General features: G+C 37.8%; 15 protein-coding genes. 8 read left to right on the top strand and 7 right to left on the bottom strand.

What is annotated here, in order from left to right:
- Window positions 1–153: 153 nt before the first annotated feature.
- Window positions 154–984, bottom strand: coding sequence for an alpha/beta fold hydrolase (locus tag ACWNCI_RS07985; protein ID WP_449387899.1), 831 nt, complete (start codon window positions 982–984; stop codon window positions 154–156).
- 246 nt (window positions 985–1,230) lie between these two features.
- On the opposite strand from ACWNCI_RS07985, the gene ACWNCI_RS07980 reads away from it, so the two are divergent.
- Both ACWNCI_RS07980 and ACWNCI_RS07975 read left to right on the top strand, forming a co-directional pair.
- A complete protein-coding gene (locus ACWNCI_RS07980; protein ID WP_449387898.1) occupies window positions 1,231–1,740 on the top strand; it encodes an RNA polymerase sigma factor in 510 nt (169 codons plus the stop codon).
- 17 nt (window positions 1,741–1,757) lie between these two features.
- A complete protein-coding gene (locus tag ACWNCI_RS07975; RefSeq protein ID WP_449387897.1) occupies window positions 1,758–2,354 on the top strand; it encodes a hypothetical protein in 597 nt (198 codons plus the stop codon).
- Between the two features lie 128 nt (window positions 2,355–2,482).
- Here ACWNCI_RS07975 and ACWNCI_RS07970 read toward each other — a convergent pair whose 3' ends face one another.
- The gene (locus ACWNCI_RS07970) at window positions 2,483–4,036 is read right to left on the bottom strand and encodes a S41 family peptidase (RefSeq protein WP_449387896.1); all 1,554 of its coding nucleotides are present in this window, start codon (window positions 4,034–4,036) and stop codon (window positions 2,483–2,485) included.
- 140 nt (window positions 4,037–4,176) lie between these two features.
- On the opposite strand from ACWNCI_RS07970, the gene ACWNCI_RS07965 reads away from it, so the two are divergent.
- On the top strand, window positions 4,177–5,277 hold the full coding sequence (locus ACWNCI_RS07965) for an MBL fold metallo-hydrolase (RefSeq protein WP_449387895.1): 1,101 nt from the start codon (window positions 4,177–4,179) through the stop codon (window positions 5,275–5,277).
- Here the strand turns inward: ACWNCI_RS07965 and ACWNCI_RS07960 are convergent, their stop codons facing one another.
- Window positions 5,278–5,565: a GNAT family N-acetyltransferase gene (locus ACWNCI_RS07960; RefSeq protein WP_449387894.1), complete on the bottom strand. Its 288-nt coding sequence runs from the start codon at window positions 5,563–5,565 to the stop codon at window positions 5,278–5,280. It lies immediately after the preceding gene.
- A 201-nt stretch (window positions 5,566–5,766) separates the two neighbouring features.
- Between ACWNCI_RS07960 and ACWNCI_RS07955 the strand changes: the two genes are divergently transcribed.
- The 3 genes from ACWNCI_RS07955 to ACWNCI_RS07945 all read left to right on the top strand — a co-directional run bounded on the left by ACWNCI_RS07955 (window position 5,767) and on the right by ACWNCI_RS07945 (window position 9,006).
- The gene (locus ACWNCI_RS07955; protein WP_449387893.1) at window positions 5,767–6,660 is read left to right on the top strand and encodes a helix-turn-helix domain-containing protein; all 894 of its coding nucleotides are present in this window, start codon (window positions 5,767–5,769) and stop codon (window positions 6,658–6,660) included.
- 86 nt (window positions 6,661–6,746) lie between these two features.
- Complete coding sequence (locus ACWNCI_RS07950; RefSeq protein ID WP_449387892.1) at window positions 6,747–7,748, top strand: aldo/keto reductase; 1,002 nt, start codon at window positions 6,747–6,749, stop codon at window positions 7,746–7,748.
- Between the two features lie 67 nt (window positions 7,749–7,815).
- Window positions 7,816–9,006 (top strand): MFS transporter, encoded by a 1,191-nt coding sequence (locus ACWNCI_RS07945; protein WP_449387891.1) that lies wholly within the window; start codon window positions 7,816–7,818, stop codon window positions 9,004–9,006.
- An 83-nt stretch (window positions 9,007–9,089) separates the two neighbouring features.
- Here the strand turns inward: ACWNCI_RS07945 and ACWNCI_RS07940 are convergent, their stop codons facing one another.
- Entirely contained in the window at window positions 9,090–11,309 is a 2,220-nt protein-coding gene (locus tag ACWNCI_RS07940; protein WP_449387890.1) for an NADP-dependent isocitrate dehydrogenase, read from the bottom strand.
- A gap of 164 nt (window positions 11,310–11,473) precedes the next feature.
- Between ACWNCI_RS07940 and tpx the strand changes: the two genes are divergently transcribed.
- Window positions 11,474–11,974 carry a thiol peroxidase gene (tpx, locus tag ACWNCI_RS07935; protein WP_449387889.1) on the top strand — a complete coding sequence of 167 codons (501 nt, stop codon included), beginning with the start codon at window positions 11,474–11,476 and terminating at the stop codon, window positions 11,972–11,974.
- Between the two features lie 320 nt (window positions 11,975–12,294).
- A complete protein-coding gene (locus tag ACWNCI_RS07930; RefSeq protein ID WP_449387888.1) occupies window positions 12,295–13,506 on the top strand; it encodes a DUF763 domain-containing protein in 1,212 nt (403 codons plus the stop codon).
- An 84-nt stretch (window positions 13,507–13,590) separates the two neighbouring features.
- Here ACWNCI_RS07930 and ACWNCI_RS07925 read toward each other — a convergent pair whose 3' ends face one another.
- The 3 genes from ACWNCI_RS07925 to ACWNCI_RS07915 all read right to left on the bottom strand — a co-directional run bounded on the left by ACWNCI_RS07925 (window position 13,591) and on the right by ACWNCI_RS07915 (window position 16,157).
- Complete coding sequence (locus ACWNCI_RS07925; protein WP_449387887.1) at window positions 13,591–14,430, bottom strand: SDR family oxidoreductase; 840 nt, start codon at window positions 14,428–14,430, stop codon at window positions 13,591–13,593.
- A gap of 200 nt (window positions 14,431–14,630) precedes the next feature.
- Window positions 14,631–15,368, bottom strand: a complete 738-nt coding sequence (locus tag ACWNCI_RS07920; protein ID WP_449387886.1) for an SDR family oxidoreductase — start codon at window positions 15,366–15,368, stop codon at window positions 14,631–14,633.
- Between the two features lie 216 nt (window positions 15,369–15,584).
- Window positions 15,585–16,157 (bottom strand): Crp/Fnr family transcriptional regulator, encoded by a 573-nt coding sequence (locus ACWNCI_RS07915; RefSeq protein WP_449387885.1) that lies wholly within the window; start codon window positions 16,155–16,157, stop codon window positions 15,585–15,587.
- Window positions 16,158–16,175 lie beyond the last annotated feature (18 nt).

Below are 16,175 nucleotides of genomic sequence, written 5' to 3'. Positions count from 1 at the left end.
TTACACAGATATTGCTCCGAGGGAGCAAATCCTACGCTGTGCTATAAAATCATTATTTAAATCAGATAAAGTCGTGGCGATTATAAGAAGGGCTATCCAGACTTTTAGGACAGCTCCTTTCATTGATGAAATCAAAACTTATATATTGAAGATTTATTGCGAAGTGAGGAATCTGCTGATAATGCTGTTCAGTTCTTCGGCATGGGTCACATTCAGTCCGTGCGGTGCTCCTTCGATAATCATAAAATCATTATTGAGGATTCCCTGAGCCGCTTGTTTTCCCGCCGTATCAATTGGCACAATATTATCGGAATCTCCGTGTACGATCAATGTTTTTACCGTGACATTCTTAAGTTCCGGACGGAAATCGGTATTGGCCCAGCTTTCTGCACATTTGATCGTTGCAATCGGATTGGCAAATGAAGCAATAGCCCAGTCGTAATCCAGCTGTTTCTGGCTCACGGTTTTTGAAAGGAGCCCGACATTATAGAAGTCTTTATGGAAGGATTCAAGAAAGGTGATTCTATCCGTTTTTAAAGCCTGCATAATTTCATCAAGCTTTTCCTGGGGAACACCGTCCGGATTATCTTCTTTCTGCTTCACTATTGGAATAATGGATGAAATTAACGCGATTTTATCTACATTCTGGTTCCCGTAATTGGTAAGATAACGTACCACTTCACCGCCACCCATTGAGAATCCGAAAAGAATAACATTTTGGAGATCAAGTTGGGTAATGATTTCGTGGAGGTCTTTTGAAAGTCCATCGTAATCGTATCCGTCTGCTGAAGGTGATGATTTCCCGAAACCTTTTCGATCATAGGTAATGACACGATATCCGAGATTAAGAAGTAAGGGAATCTGCATTTCCCATGATTTACCACTCAACGGCCATCCGTGGATTAAAACAATCGGCTGACCCGATCCGAAGTCTTCATAGTAAAGCTGGACATTTTCGTTGTCCTGTTTTGTAATAAAAGGCATATTGATTTGTATTTGGTGTTAGTCTTTGGATCACAAATATTAAGCCATAAATATCAGAGCTCTTAATAGAATTTTGCAAATTTGGAACAGTTATTTTTAATATTAATTAATCAAAAGGGATGTTTGCTATTATAAATTCCATTCTTATTGGTATTAATTATTATATTAAATCACTTTAAAATTTTTTCATCATCCGTTGTAACATTTTTGTAAGAAGATTACTAACCTCGTAGAGAGTAAGAAATTATGGCCTCAACAGAACAGGAATTTTTAGATCAAATTGAAAAGCATAAAGGAATCATTTTCAAGATTTCTAAAATGTACATGGATGATAAAGACGACCGTGATGATCTTTTTCAGGAAATCACATACCAGGTCTGGAAGGCATATCCTAATTTCAAAGGAAAGAGCGAATTTTCTACCTGGCTCTACCGCATTGCCCTGAACACGGCCATTATTTTCCTTAAAAATGAAAAGAAAAGAAGCTTCATCACCAGCGGAGAATATGAAGAATATAAGATCGCTCATGAAGAATTTAACGATGAAAAGGAAGAAAAACTGAATGTGATGTATAATGCCATTCACCAGCTGAATCCTATAGACAAGGCTTTTATTTTCTATTACCTTGAAGATTTTTCCGGAAAAGAAATTGCCGAACAAATGGGAATTTCCGAAGGTAATGTAAGGGTGAAAATGAACCGCGCCAAAAATAAACTTAAAGATATCTTAGATATCTTAAGCTCAAATACATATTAATTTTTAAATCAACCGTCATGAATATAGATGAACTGAAAAATACCTGGAATCAGGATGATTCCTATGAAGAAACCCCGGAAATAAGCATGGAACACAAGAACAGAATCAATCTTCCACTTGAAAAGATGCGCAAGAATATGCGCATGGAGTTTTGGTCTACCGTTGGGATTTTTGTTTTTGCCTTTGCTGTGATCGCTGTTTCTCCCGGCCCGTTTAAGTTTAAATTTTATATTACCATTTTGATTGCTTCCATGGTTTTTGTGACTTTCTTTTTTTTCAGCCAGTTTTTTAAACTCTATAAAAATATGAGTAATCCGGTCATGAAAACATATGACAGCCTGAAAGATCTTCTGCATCAGTTTCAGCTTAATAAGCAGTATTATCTGTCTTTTTACCTGTCTTTCGTGCCTTTTTTAGTGTGTGAAATTATTATAGTCCTGGAGTTTATTCCACGGCCTGTACCCTTATCGAATCTGAATATAGCGAGTGTTCTTATCGGCACTATGGTTATCACCATGCCATTGCTGTTTGTTCTAGGAAAATGGTGGTTTAATAAATTCTACGGAAAGTACATTCTTCAGATCGAAAATCTTGTTAGTGAACTGAAGAAATAGTTTCTGATTGATTGAGGAAATAGTTTCGGCGGGCTGAAAGCTAAGCTAGTCGAAACTATTGGTATAAGCGCTTCAAATTAAAGATTGCATGCAGTAGCGAGTATCTTTAGTTCAAATATCTTTCATCCTCATTTCATCAGATATTTCTTATTTTTTGCTTTTTCATTTTTGATATCGGTCAGAATCCAGTTCAGCTGAGGATCTCGCTGATGGATAATATCCTCCATGGTTTCTTTTACGGGAATATCCGGCAGCACGCCTTTTTTAGTTTGGGTAGGAGTGATATCCGGCTGCACGAGTACCAGTCCGATCGGAAGATCTATCTTGGAGTTGGGCAGAACCTGGTAAGAATAAAAGCCTGCAACTGTACCATCGTTTGCTCCGCCTGTTTCTTCCCCGACGAGTATGGCTCTTTTATCATTTTTAAGCTTTGCCGTCAGAATGGATGATGCAGAGAAACTTGAGCCGTTAATCAGGACGAAAATTTTTCCTTTAAAAGCATTTTTATCAGGCTTAGCAGGTTTATCGGCTTTTATTTTATAGTAAAACTTACCGTCTTTTTTGTACGTGCTGAAAGTTTGTGCAAAGAAAAAAGCAGGATAAGTAAAGGTTTTAAAGGTGTATTGCAAGAGATTACCTTTTCTGAAATAATTGGTTTTCAGAGGCGTTGTCGCTGAATTTACCTGAGAAGGTTTGATCAGAATGTAAGGCTCGGTCGTAAGATAAGAATATAATTTATGGATTTCTTCCAGCGAACCACCATAGTTATTTCTCACATCAATAATCAGGTAGGGGGATTCGGCATTTTTAATTTTCTCAAATGCATTTTTATAAAACTTTTCCGAATAATCTCCCGAAAAACTTTTCACCTTAATATAGGCTATTGAGCTGTCTTTATCCAGAAACTTGAAATTCCTGTTATAGGAATCGCTAAAAGCGATGTAATCATTGATTTTTTTCTCTTTCGTCAGCTTTTTATTATCCTTATCTTTTTTAAGATCGGCTTCCGATTTCGATTCCCTCGTGAGGTTATATTCTTTTTTCTTTCCGTTGTAGAGCGTTTCTATGGTTGCTTTGTTTTCATAGCCTTTTTCAGCAACGTAATAGCTGAAAAAGAGATCTTTCAGAAAGTAAGGGGTAAAAGTAGTATTGAAGCCATCACTGCTGATGAGCCTTCGGTATCGTTTGATATAATAGGAAACCGGAGTGTGGTCAATAGAAATAATCTCAGTTCCCGGCGGTATATTTTCTATGGAATCTTTGTTCCCAATGATGAAAAGCCGGTCGCCTTTAACATAATATTCAAACCGGCTGAACATTCCTTTTTTATTCTCCAGGGCTTTAACCTCTTTTTTTGTAATTCTTTTAGAGGGAATTCTGAGAGAAAGATGTCCTTCGCGGATGTCGGAAATCACAGGCTGCAGTTTAAAATAAAACTGAAGAGGCGTAAGTGGTTCGTGAATAGTATTTTTTATACTGTCAAACTTATTGTCCAGATCCCGTTTTGAGATATACCAGAAAAGATCAGGATGCATCTCTTTGATTTTTGAATAGGCAAAATCAACATCTTCCTTAAGCTTTTCAGCCGGAATACAGATTTTCTGCCGTTCGTTATGTTTACGTACAGATCCGCAGGCGGTTACCAGTAAAAGGACGAGCAGGAAGAAATAATTTTTCTGCACTTTTTGTTTTTTATTTCAAAATTAAAATTTTAACCATTAAGTTTAGAAAAAAGGCGTAATTTTTTCATTTAAATTAAAGGTTTATGTACTCATCAATCGTCATATGATATAATGTTACCCATTTATATGTATTTAAAAAAATGATTTACACCTTTATTACCATAGCTATAGCAATAGTTTTACTCTATTTTATTATTACGCGTCAGGAAGTTTTCGGTTCTGAAGCTAAAGGAGAAAGGCTTCTTAAAATGCAGCGTTCAGGGAATTATAAGAATAAGCAGTTCCGGAATCTGACATACACTCCTGCGCTGGCAGAAGGATATTCAATGCCGAAAGTAATGTTCAGTTTTCTTTTCGATAAAAAGGATCCTCTTATTAAGCCTTTGCATAAAATCCCGTCAATGCATACGGATTTGAGAAATCTTCCAAAAGAACAGGACGTTTTTGTCTGGCTGGGGCATTCTTCATATTATATTCAGACGAGAGGTGTTTCTTTTCTGATTGATCCGGTGCTCAGTTCGTACGGTTCGCCTTTCAGGTTTTTTAACAAGGCATTTTCGGGAGCAGATATTTTTAAGCCTGAAGATATTCCTGCCATTGACTATCTGGTTATTACACACGACCATTACGATCACCTGGATTATCCCACTGTAAAGGCAATTAAAGATAGAGTAGGACAGGTAATTCTTCCGCTCGGAGTGGGTGCGCATCTCGAAAAATGGGGCTACAAAGCCGATCAGCTGATTGAAGAAGATTGGGGTGCAGAGGTGAATTTAAAGAATAATATCAAAATTATATTCACTCCTGCAAGACATTTTTCGGGAAGAAAAATGAAAAGAAATGTTACTCTATGGACTTCTTATGTTCTGATAACGCCTGAGAAAAGATTATTTCTGGGCGGTGACAGCGGGTATGATACTCATTTTAAAATGATTGGTGAACAATATGGGCCGTTTGATTTTGCCATCATCGAAAACGGACAGTATAATGAAGCCTGGAAATATATTCATGCGTTGCCGGACGACGTTATTCAGGCAAGTATTGATGTAAAGGCCAAAAATGTAATTCCTGTACATTCTTCAAAGTTCGCTCTTGCGCTTCATCCGTGGAATGAACCTTTACAGAAAATCACAAACCTTGCTAAAGACAAAGATTTACATCTTTTAACCCCGATGATCGGTGAGCCTGTAGATCTTAATGCACAAGACAATCATTTCGGTAAGTGGTGGGATACTGAATAATTAGGCATGCCAGATATTTTTATATCTTGAAGGATGATTTTCAAACTGCTGTCGTACAAAATCACATTCAGGATCTACCAGCAGATCTTTTTCTTCCGCGTAACGCACCAGTTCGTCAAGCAACATTTTCGCGTAGCCTTTGCCCTCGCATTCTTCATCCAGTTTGGTGTAGTACACGATCAGCAGTCTGCCATCAACTTCGATAGACATATAGCCCGCCTTTTTTTCATCAATTAATATCTGCAACTCATCCTGATATGGAGATATTTCAAATTTTATACTTTCCATGATTCCCGGATTTTTGATGTTAATAAAATGATTCTGAGAGTTTTCTCCTTTTAAAATTACAAATTAAAAATGAGATAAGTAATTTTTTATTTGTTTTTAAGAGGTATGGGAGATAGTATTATTGAGATTGATTAATCTTAATAGTTTATTTTATCTATTGTTTTTTGAAATTGTTTTGTTTGAATTTTATAATTTTGAATCATGGAATCAAACGAAACAGTAAAAGGTTTTTATAAGCGAATCGGTCTGGAGTGTGTAAAAACATCGGGATTAGGGCATTTTAATGTTTTTTCAAGGGAAAATTGCTCCCTTATCACCCCTTACAGCAGAAGAGATTATTACAAAATTTGCCTGATCATAGGAAAGGGGAAACTCCATTATGCTGATAAATGGATTTCAGTAGATAGACCCGCACTATTGTTTTCAAATCCGCTTGTTCCATACTCCTGGGAAGCGGAAAATAATGATCAGAAAGGATTTTTCTGCCTCTTTACCGATCAGTTTGTCCATGATGGAAGCCGGCTGGGAAATATTCAGGAGTCTCAGCTTTTTAAGATTGGCGGAACTCCCGTATTCTTTATTGATGAAGAACAGCAGAAAATAGTTGCGGATATTTTTCTTAAAATGATGACTGAAATTCAGTCAGATTATCTGCATAAATATGATATGTTGCGGGCTTATCTTCATCTTCTGATCCATGAAACAATGAAAATGCAGCCTGCAGAAAATTTTGAGCCGTATCAGAATGCTTCCCAGAGAGTAGCATCTTTATTTATGGAGCTTCTTGAGAGACAGTTCCCGATTGACAGCCCTGAAAGATCCCTACAGCTGAAAAGCCCGGTTGATTATGCCGAAAGCTTGTCCATTCATGTCAACTCTTTAAACCGTTCGGTAAAAGAAATTACCGGAAAAACCACGAGCCAGCAGATTTCAGCAAGAATTATTCAGGAAGCCAATGCATTATTAAAACACACTGACTGGAATATCTCTGAAATAGCTTATGGTCTGGGCTTTGAGGAGCCTGCTTATTTCACTAACTATTTCAAAAAGCAGACAGGAATGTCGCCCAATACCGTAAGAACTGCTGTTGTTTGAATTTTATAATTCTTCGTTTGAATTCTATATTTAAATCAATGAGTGGCTGTTATAATTTTGTCTTGTTAATTTAAATCACAATTATCATGAAATTTAGAAAATTAGGAAACACAGGAGAGCAATTATCAGCCATTGGTTTGGGATGTATGGGAATGAGTTTTGCCTACGGACCGACGAATGAGCAGGAAAATATCAACACTCTGCATAAAGCGCTGGATCTGGGAATTAACTTTTGGGATACGGCCGATATGTATGCCAATGGTGATAATGAAAAACTGATTTCAAAAGTTTTAGTTCCGAACCGTGATAAAATTTTTATCGCCACTAAATTCGGCTTTCGTTTCAAAGATGGAAATGCCGGTCACAGTGGATCTCCCGGGACATATTTTGACGGATCTCCGGAATGGATCAAAAAGGCAGTTGACTTGAGCCTTCAACGACTAAAAATTGATGAGATCGATTTATATTACGCTCACAGAGTAGATCCGAATGTTCCTGTTGAAGAAACAGTAGGCGCAATGGCAGATCTTGTAAAAGCAGGGAAAGTAAAGTATTTAGGATTGTCAGAAGCTTCCGCAGAATCCATAAGAAAAGCGAATAAAATTCATCCGATTACGGCTTTACAGTCAGAATATTCATTGTTAACCAGAGATATTGAGAAAGAGATTTTACCTACGATCAGGGAACTCGGAATTACTTTAGTTCCTTATTCTCCGTTGGCCAGAGGGCTTTTTTCCAATATCAATGATGCTCAGAATTTGGGTGATGATGATTTCAGAAAATCTTTGCCACGTTATCAGAATGAATTTTTGGAAAATAACAGAAACCTGGCAAAAGAAATTAATGAGTTTGCTGAATCTAAAGGAATTAAAGGGACTCAGCTTGCTTTGGCCTGGGTTTTAAATCAGGGAGACGATGTCATTCCTATTCCCGGAACAAAACGCATTAAATATTTAGAAGAAAACATTGAAGCTACGAATGTTGAACTTTCTTCATCAGATTTGGAAACCATAGATTCTATTCTTAAAAAATATCCGAATATTGGAGAAAGATACAGCGAAGGAGCTATGAAATTGGTAAATAACTAAAGATATTATTCTAATCATTCCCGTTGTGTCAGCAGGATCTGATTTTTTTTGAAACGTTTTATAGAGCATGGTTACACTTAAAGAAAAAAATAAATTTATTGCTACGGTTTTGGCATTTGCAGTCATTCCGATGTCGGGTCTGGCAACAGATATCTACTTACCTTCAATGCCGAGTATGGCGATAGAGCTTCAACAGCCGGAAAGCAACATTCAGCTTACGTTATCGATATTTCTGATCAGTTACGGACTGACCCAGTTTTTTGCCGGTAGTATTGTAGATTCTTTCGGGAGATACAGAATTACGATGATGTCTCTTGCTTTGTTTGTGTTGTCTTTTTTAATTACTGCGACAACACAGAATATCTTTGTGATTTATGCTATGCGTGTATTACAAGGTATTCTTTCGGGTTTTGCGGTAGTTGCCAAAAGAGCATTTTTTGTCGATGTTTATGAGGGGGAAGAGCGGAAGCATTATCTCAGCATCATGACGATTGTCTGGTCGGTAGGTCCTATTATTGCACCTTTTATCGGGGGATATTTACAGAAAAATTTTGGATGGCAGTCGAATTTTTATGTCCTTGCCGGATACAGTTTACTTCTTTTATTCTTAGAGTTAATATTTTCCGGTGAAACGCTTAAAAAAAGAAATCCTTTTCACATTGAGTTTCTCATTAAAGAATATAATTCAATGTTTAAAGCCAAAGATTTCTTTTACGGAATGATCATGTGTGGACTGAGCTATTCAATGATTATGTTTTTCAATCTCTGCGGATCTTTTATTATTGAACATAAAATGGGCTATTCTGAAGTGGTGGCGGGCTACGTTTCCCTGATTCTGGGATTTGCCTGGATGTCCGGTGGCTTTTTGGGTAAAGCATTAATCAATAAAGCGTTCTTGCCTAAAATCCGTAATGCCAACTTCATACAGCTGCTTTTAATTATCCTGATGTTTATTGCTTCTTATTTCTCCAATGACATCTACAGTTTGGTTGCTTTTGCATTTTTGATCCACGTTACGGCCGGATTTATTTTCAACAATTATTTCTCTTACTGTATCGGAAGATTCCCGAATTCAGCAGGAATTGCAGGCGGTCTTACCGGCGGAGTTGCTTTTATCATTACATCCGCCATCAGCTATGGAATTGTAGCCGTAATCAAACCTCAAATTCAGCTTGAAGTTGCGGAAGGATATTTTGTGTTGGGAATTTTAGGATTATTTATTTTAAGTATGATTAAATTTCGGAAAGCACATATTTAAAAAGATTGAACTCATTCTTAAGTTTTAAAACAAAAAGCTCCCTTTAAAAAAGGAGCTTTCATTTTTATATCAAAAATCGGGAATTAAATTCCGTCAATGATTTCATTTAAAACAGTACTTGGTCTCATAGCAGAGTACGTTTTGTACTTATCTGTTTTGTAATATCCACCGATATCCTGAGGTTTCCCCTGAGCACCAATCAATTCAGCATTGATTACTTCTTCATTCTCTTTCATTGTCTGTGCAATCGGAGCAAACTGTGCTGCTAATTCTGCATCAGCTGTCTGATTTGCCAAGGCTTCAGCCCAATACATAGCGAGATAGAAATGAGAACCTCTGTTGTCGATCTGTCCCACTTTTCTTGCAGGAGATTTATCCGTAGCCAGGAATTTAGCATTAGCTTCATCCAGTGCATCAGCTAAAACCTGAGCTTTTGCATTGTTCTGAGTTTGTGCCAAATGCTCTAAAGAAGCCTGTAAAGCCAAAAATTCTCCTAAGGAATCCCATCTTAAATAGCCTTCTTCTACAAACTGTTCCACGTGTTTCGGTGCAGAACCTCCTGCTCCTGTTTCAAATAAACCACCACCGTTCATTAATGGAACAATAGAAAGCATTTTAGCAGAAGTTCCAAGTTCAAGGATAGGGAAAAGATCTGTTAAATAATCTCTCAATACATTTCCTGAAACAGAAATCGTATCTTTTCCTTCTCTTGCTCTTTTTAATGTTTCCGTCATGGCATCTTTTACATCCATAATTCTGATGTCAAGACCGTTTGTATCGTAATCTTTAAGATATTTTTCAACCTTTTTGATAATTTCTCTGTCGTGGGCTCTTCCTTTGTCCAGCCAGAAAATAGCAGGTGTATCTGATAATCTTGATCTGTTTACGGCCAGTTTTACCCAATCCTGAATTGGAGCATCTTTCGTCTGACACATTCTGAAAATATCACCTTTTTCTACTTTTTGAGAAAGAAGAACATTTCCGTTTTCGTCCTGAACTTCGATAGTTCCGTCTGCAACAGCCTGGAATGTTTTGTCGTGAGAACCATATTCTTCAGCCTTTTGAGCCATCAAACCAACGTTTGGAACAGAACCCATTGTAGTAGGATCTAATTTTCCGTGCGCTTTCATATCATCGATTACCGATTGGTAGAAACCTGCGTAAGAGCGGTCAGGAATGATACAAACTGTATCTTCCTCTTTTCCGTCTTTGTTCCACATTTTACCTCCGCCTCTTACCAAAGCAGCCATAGATGCATCAACAATAATATCGGAAGGAACGTGGAAGTTGGTAATTCCTTTGTCAGAATTTACCATTGCTACTCTTGGCCCTTTTGCAAGAGTTGCTTCAATATCAGCTTTGATTTCAGCTTCCTGAGCATTTCCTTTAATTTTATCGAAAAGATCGGCAAGACCATTATTTGGATTGACATCTAAAGACTTGAACGTTTCAGCATATTTAGTGAAAACATCTTTAAAGAAAGTTTCTACGATAGCCCCAAAAATAACAGGATCAGAGATTTTCATCATCGTAGCTTTCAGGTGAGCAGAAAGAAGTATGTTTCTGTCTTTTGCCTCATTAATTGCCTGCTGAACGAAAGCTTTCAATGCATTTAAATTCATCACAGAAGAATCGATTACTTCTCCCGCCTGAAGATTAGCATAGTCTTTCAGCTGAGTTTCAGAGCCATCGTTTCCTTTAAATACGATTCTGTATTTTGTTGCATTTTCTAACGTTGTTGAAGTTTCTGTTCCGTAGAAATCTCCGCTTTCCATGTGGGCAACATCTGTTTTACTGTCAGAAGCCCAATCGCCCATTCTGTGAGGATTTGCTTTTGCATAGTTTTTAACAGCTTTAGGAGCACGTCTGTCAGAATTTCCTTCTCTTAACACAGGATTTACCGCACTTCCCAAAACTTTTGCATATTTAGCTTTAATAGCTTTTTCGTCATCATTTTTAGGTTCGGCAGGATAATTCGGAACCGCAAAACCTTTAGCCTGAAGTTCAGCGATAGCAGCATCCAGCTGAGGTGCAGAAGCCGAAATGTTAGGTAATTTGATAATGTTTGCATCCGGCTGAGTAGCCAGCTGACCTAATTCTGCCAGTGCATCACCGATTTTCTGATCTTCTTTCAGAAATTCCGGGAAGTTGGCTAAAATTCTCCCTGCCAGGGAAATATCCGGTACCGCGATCTCAATATCTGCTGATTTGGTAAAAGCTTTCACAATCGGTAAAAACGAATGTGTAGCCAGCATTGGAGCCTCATCCGTAAGGGTGTAATAGATTTTTGATTTGTCTGACATTATACTGTTATTTATTATTTGATTTTTTAAGACTCACAAATTTAGTTAAAAATTAATTTTTTAAATGAATACTCATCAAGATTTTCGACTTTAAGATTAATTTAACCTTTAATTCAAGAAATAGTTTTTTCTTTTAATTAAATTTGAGAAACAAAAAAAGAATTATGTCAACAACAATTACTTTAAAAGGAAATGAAGTGCACACCATAGGCAAATTACCGGAAGTGGGGACTACCATTCGGGATTTTGCACTGGTAGATTCACATTTACATGTAAAAACACTTGAGAACTTCCACGGAAAGAAGAAGGTTTTTAATATTTTTCCGAGCATTGACACCCCTACATGCGCATCTTCAGCAAGAAAATTCAATGAAGAGGCTTCTGCGCTGCATAATACGGTTGTAATCAATGTTTCTAAAGACTTACCTTTTGCTTTGGGAAGATTCTGTGCCGCTGAGGGTCTTGACAATGTAGAAACGCTTTCGGATTTCAGAAGCAGCTTTGGAGACGATTATGAAGTGACCATCACCGACTCTCCGATGAAAGGGCTTCTGAGCCGTGCCGTGATTGTTACCGATGAAAACGATAAAGTGGTATATACAGAACAGGTGTCAGAAATAGCACACGAACCAAATTATGAAGCCGCTTTAGCCGCATTGAAATAATTAAAAAATCATACTTCTAAAGCCTTGTGAATTTTGCAGGGCTTTTTTTGTCAGTTTAAACGCAATTTATACGAATATTTACACGAATAACATAACCTGCACCAAGGGATAAGGACTTAAGTCAGCTTAATTAAACGGCAATTCAAATTAGCTTTAGCTAAACTTTAAAATACTTCGCTAATACTAAGCATAGATTCCTCCTTCGTCAGAATGACAAACGGAGTGCATATTTTAATTTGTTTCATTTGTGGAAAAAATTGGTGTTTGAAATACTGACCTCAATCATTAAAATTTAATTACAATAATCCTACCTTTACATCATGAAACGTTCAGGAACAGCAGATCTACCTCTTCACTACGGCAAAGTACCGCCTTGGTTGTATGAGCGTATGTCTCTGCTGGGTCTTTCCATTATTGAAGTTATCCTGGCTGACTACGGAAAAGATGAGGTATTGAGAAGATTGGCAGATCCGTTTTGGTTTCAGAGTTTTGGAGCAGTTATGGGAATGGACTGGCATTCTTCGGGGATTACCACTTCCGTGATGGGCGCTTTAAAACGTTCGATAAACCCAAATTCCCAATCGCTCGGACTCTACATTTGTGGTGGAAAAGGAAAATTTTCAAGAGAAACACCTTCCGAATTGATACAAATTGCCGATAAAACCGGTCTGAACGGAACAGAATTGGTAAGAGCCAGCAAGCTTTCGGCAAAAGTTGATAACACGGCGGTGCAGGACGGCTACCAGCTGTATCTTCATAATTTTATCCTGGCTGATAACGGAAATTGGAGCGTGGTTCAGCAAGGAATGCATGAATCCGACAGTACCGCAAGACGTTATCACTGGCATTCTGAGAATATTAAATCGTTTGTAGAAGAACCTCATACGGGGATTAATGGAATTTCAAGAGGAAAAATTTTAAACCTTACCGATTCTGAAGCTTCAGACAACAGAAAAGGAATTCTCGAGATCTCCCACACGGATTCTGCGAAGATCATGAGTGATTTTGCAAGACTGATTCTTCCTGCACATCATGATGTGCAGGCTTCTGACGTCGATCTAAAGCGTTTGGGAGCGCTTTTATACATTACCCGCGAACAGCAACCGCAAAACTTTGAAGACTTGCTGATGCTGGAAGGAGTAGGACCCAGAACGATGCATTCGCTGGCATTGGTAAGTGAAGTGATTCACGGCGCCCCATCAAGATTTACGGATCCCGCCAGGTTTTCTTTTGCCCACGGCGGAAAAGACGGTCATCCGTTTCCTGTGCCTACTAAAGTTTATGACGAAAGCATCAGTCTTATCAGAAAAGGAATTGAAAAATCCAAGCTTGGAAATTCCGATAAATTGAGGACCATCAATAAACTTCATGATATTGTCGTAAAAACCGAAAAGGACTTTACCCCGGATTTTGATATTCAGGAAGTAATTGAAGATGAAAAGCAAAATTCGTGGCGTTTTGGTGGAAAAACTGTTTTTGGAGATGCACAGAAACCTTCACCTCCAAAACCTATCCAGCTTTCCCTGTTCTGATAGACAATAAAAAAGCTTTATACTTTTAGCTGATCTAAAAATATAAAGCCTTAGATTAAAATTCTTTAACTGAATTTTCAATTGTTAAATGGCCGTTGACAACGTCAGATCTTCCCAGTCTTTTGCATCTTTTGTGATAGCATCGATCTTATTGTTCAGAAATTCCGTAGCGCCTACACCAAGCAGCAAATGTACCGGCGGATTCTCTTCTTTACTGATCTGTATCAGCACATCAGCTGCTTTTTCAGGATCGTTGGGCTGGTTGCCGTTGATCTCATCAAGGTGGGCTTTCTCAGAGTTTCTCGCCGCTTCGTAAGCTTCAATAGAATTTTCAGGAGTTCTTACAGAATCTTTCGTCAGGAAATCCGTACGGAAATAGGCAGGATAAATAACGGTGGCATGAACTCCAAAGTCTCTTGCTTCTTCAGCCAGGGCCTCGGTGAATCCTGCTACGGCAAATTTTGTTGAACAATAAACACCCCAACCCGGAAAGCCTCCATAATAGCCTCCGACAGACGAAATATTGAAGATATTCCCTGATTTCTGCTCGCGCAAGTAAGGCATTGCATTTCTGATCACATTTAATGTTCCGAAAACGTTGACATCAAAATTCGCTCTTGCTTCTTCATCACTCAACTCTTCCAGGGTACCTAGCTGCCCATATCCGGCATTGTTAACGATTACATCTATTTTTCCGAAATGTTCAATCGTCTTGTCTATGGCAGATTTTACATCATTGTTATCTGTAATATTCATGCTCAACGGCAGGAAATTTTCTGAAGGTTCTCCGAATCCCGACGTTAAAGCTTCCACCGTACGACTTGTTGCCGCTACCTGAAATCCTTCAGACAATAATTTTTTCACCAGTTCAAATCCAAGCCCCTTTGACGCTCCTGTTACGAACCATACTTTTTTTGTTTCCATTTCTTTAATATTTTTTTATTTTAAATGATGGTACAAAGATGGAAAGAAGATGGTTTTTAAAAGTAGCCTGATCCACGAATGATGTATCCAAATCGTGAATATTATTTAAGGTATTTGCTCTCGTTTGTATTGCAACAAAAGTTCTATTAATAGTAAAAAGAGAAACCCGAAGACTTCTCTTTATTAAATCATCTTGAAAATTACCACGGGCTGATGCCGTTTTCATCTTCAATATCATTGCTGAAATATTGTCCGGTCGGTCCGTTTTCATCTGTCAGTGTATGTTTAACAATAAATGACGCTGCGCTTTCTACGGAACCTGGTCCGCTATGACCATTAAAATCTGTTGCTGTATAACCTGGATCAATCACGTTTACTTTGAATGGTTGATCTTTTAATTCATACGCCAGCGTAATGGTGTAAGCATTTAATGCAGATTTTGAAGGACCATAAGCGGCAGTTTTCACATGATAATATTTCCATTCCGGATCGCTGTGCAAGGTGAGCGAACCTAATCCCGAAGTAATATTGCTGATACGCGGGCTGTCCGACTTTTTAAGCAAATCTAAAAGGGCCTGAGTAACATTAATCACGCCAAAGAAATTGGTGTCAAAAACTTCGCGTATATCATTTACTGATGTTTCCGCTGCGGTCTGAGGATTCACTCCCAAAATTCCGGCATTGTTAATAAGGATATCCAGTTTTCCCTGTTCGTTTTCAATAGCTTTTTTTACATTTGCAATTGATTCAGGATTGGTAACATCGATTTCAATAGCTTTGATATTCTGAAATCCTTTTTCTGTGAGTTCTTTTACTACTTTTTCACCATTTTCAAGGTTACGGCTTCCTAAATAAACAAATAATCCTTTTTCTGAAAGCTGTTTTGCGGTTTCAAGGCCAATGCTTCTGTTGGCTCCTGTAATTAATACTGTTTTCATTTTTTATATTTAAATTGATGGTGTAAAATTCTGACAATAAAACAGGATGACATTTGCCATTTGGCAAAAAGAGAAAAGCGGGAGAAAAGGATGCTGGATGATGAAAGATTATTCCACTTTGGAGGGACACGAAAATTCAAAGAATTTTTGATGGGGTGGTTTAAATTGGGAGAAATCTCACAAGAGATTTAGCTGAAATAATTTAAGGATACAATTTTAAAGCCTAATGTTCTTTCTTATCCTACTCAGAGAAGATTGGGTAACGCCCAGATAAGAAGCAACATACGAAAGCGGGATTTTGTTGACTGCCGTGGGATAGATCTCCAGGAACTTCAGATAACGGGTCGTAGCATCTTCTGTAACAAGCGGACTTCTTCTTTCCACTTTTTGTATCAAAGCTCTTGAAATGATTTTGTGAACGATGGCATCAAACCCTACAATTGTCTGTAAAAGCTCCAGCCAGTCTTTTCTTTCAAAAATAATGATTTTGCAATCCGTCACTGCCTGAACATAAGCGCTTGAACAGATTTGATTATCAAAACTTTCAAGATCTACGACCAGATTGTTTTCTTCGATAAAATATTTCGTGATTTCTTCACTTTTGTTGTTATAATAACAGACCCGGAGAATACCGTCTACAATAAAACCTACCTGTTTGGCGATCTTTCCGGCTTCCGAAAAGTACTCCTCTTTGGGGATGCTGATCTCTGTCGCTTTCTCTGTAATAAAATCGATCTGCTGCTGATTGAGATTTCCGAATCTCAGGATAAAATCAAATAATTCTTTCATGAATGCAAGGTAAAAAAA

This window comes from Chryseobacterium lineare, assembly GCF_977014045.1.
Note: the sequence above shows the minus strand (reverse complement) of the source record. Positions and strands in the feature narration are given on the sequence as shown.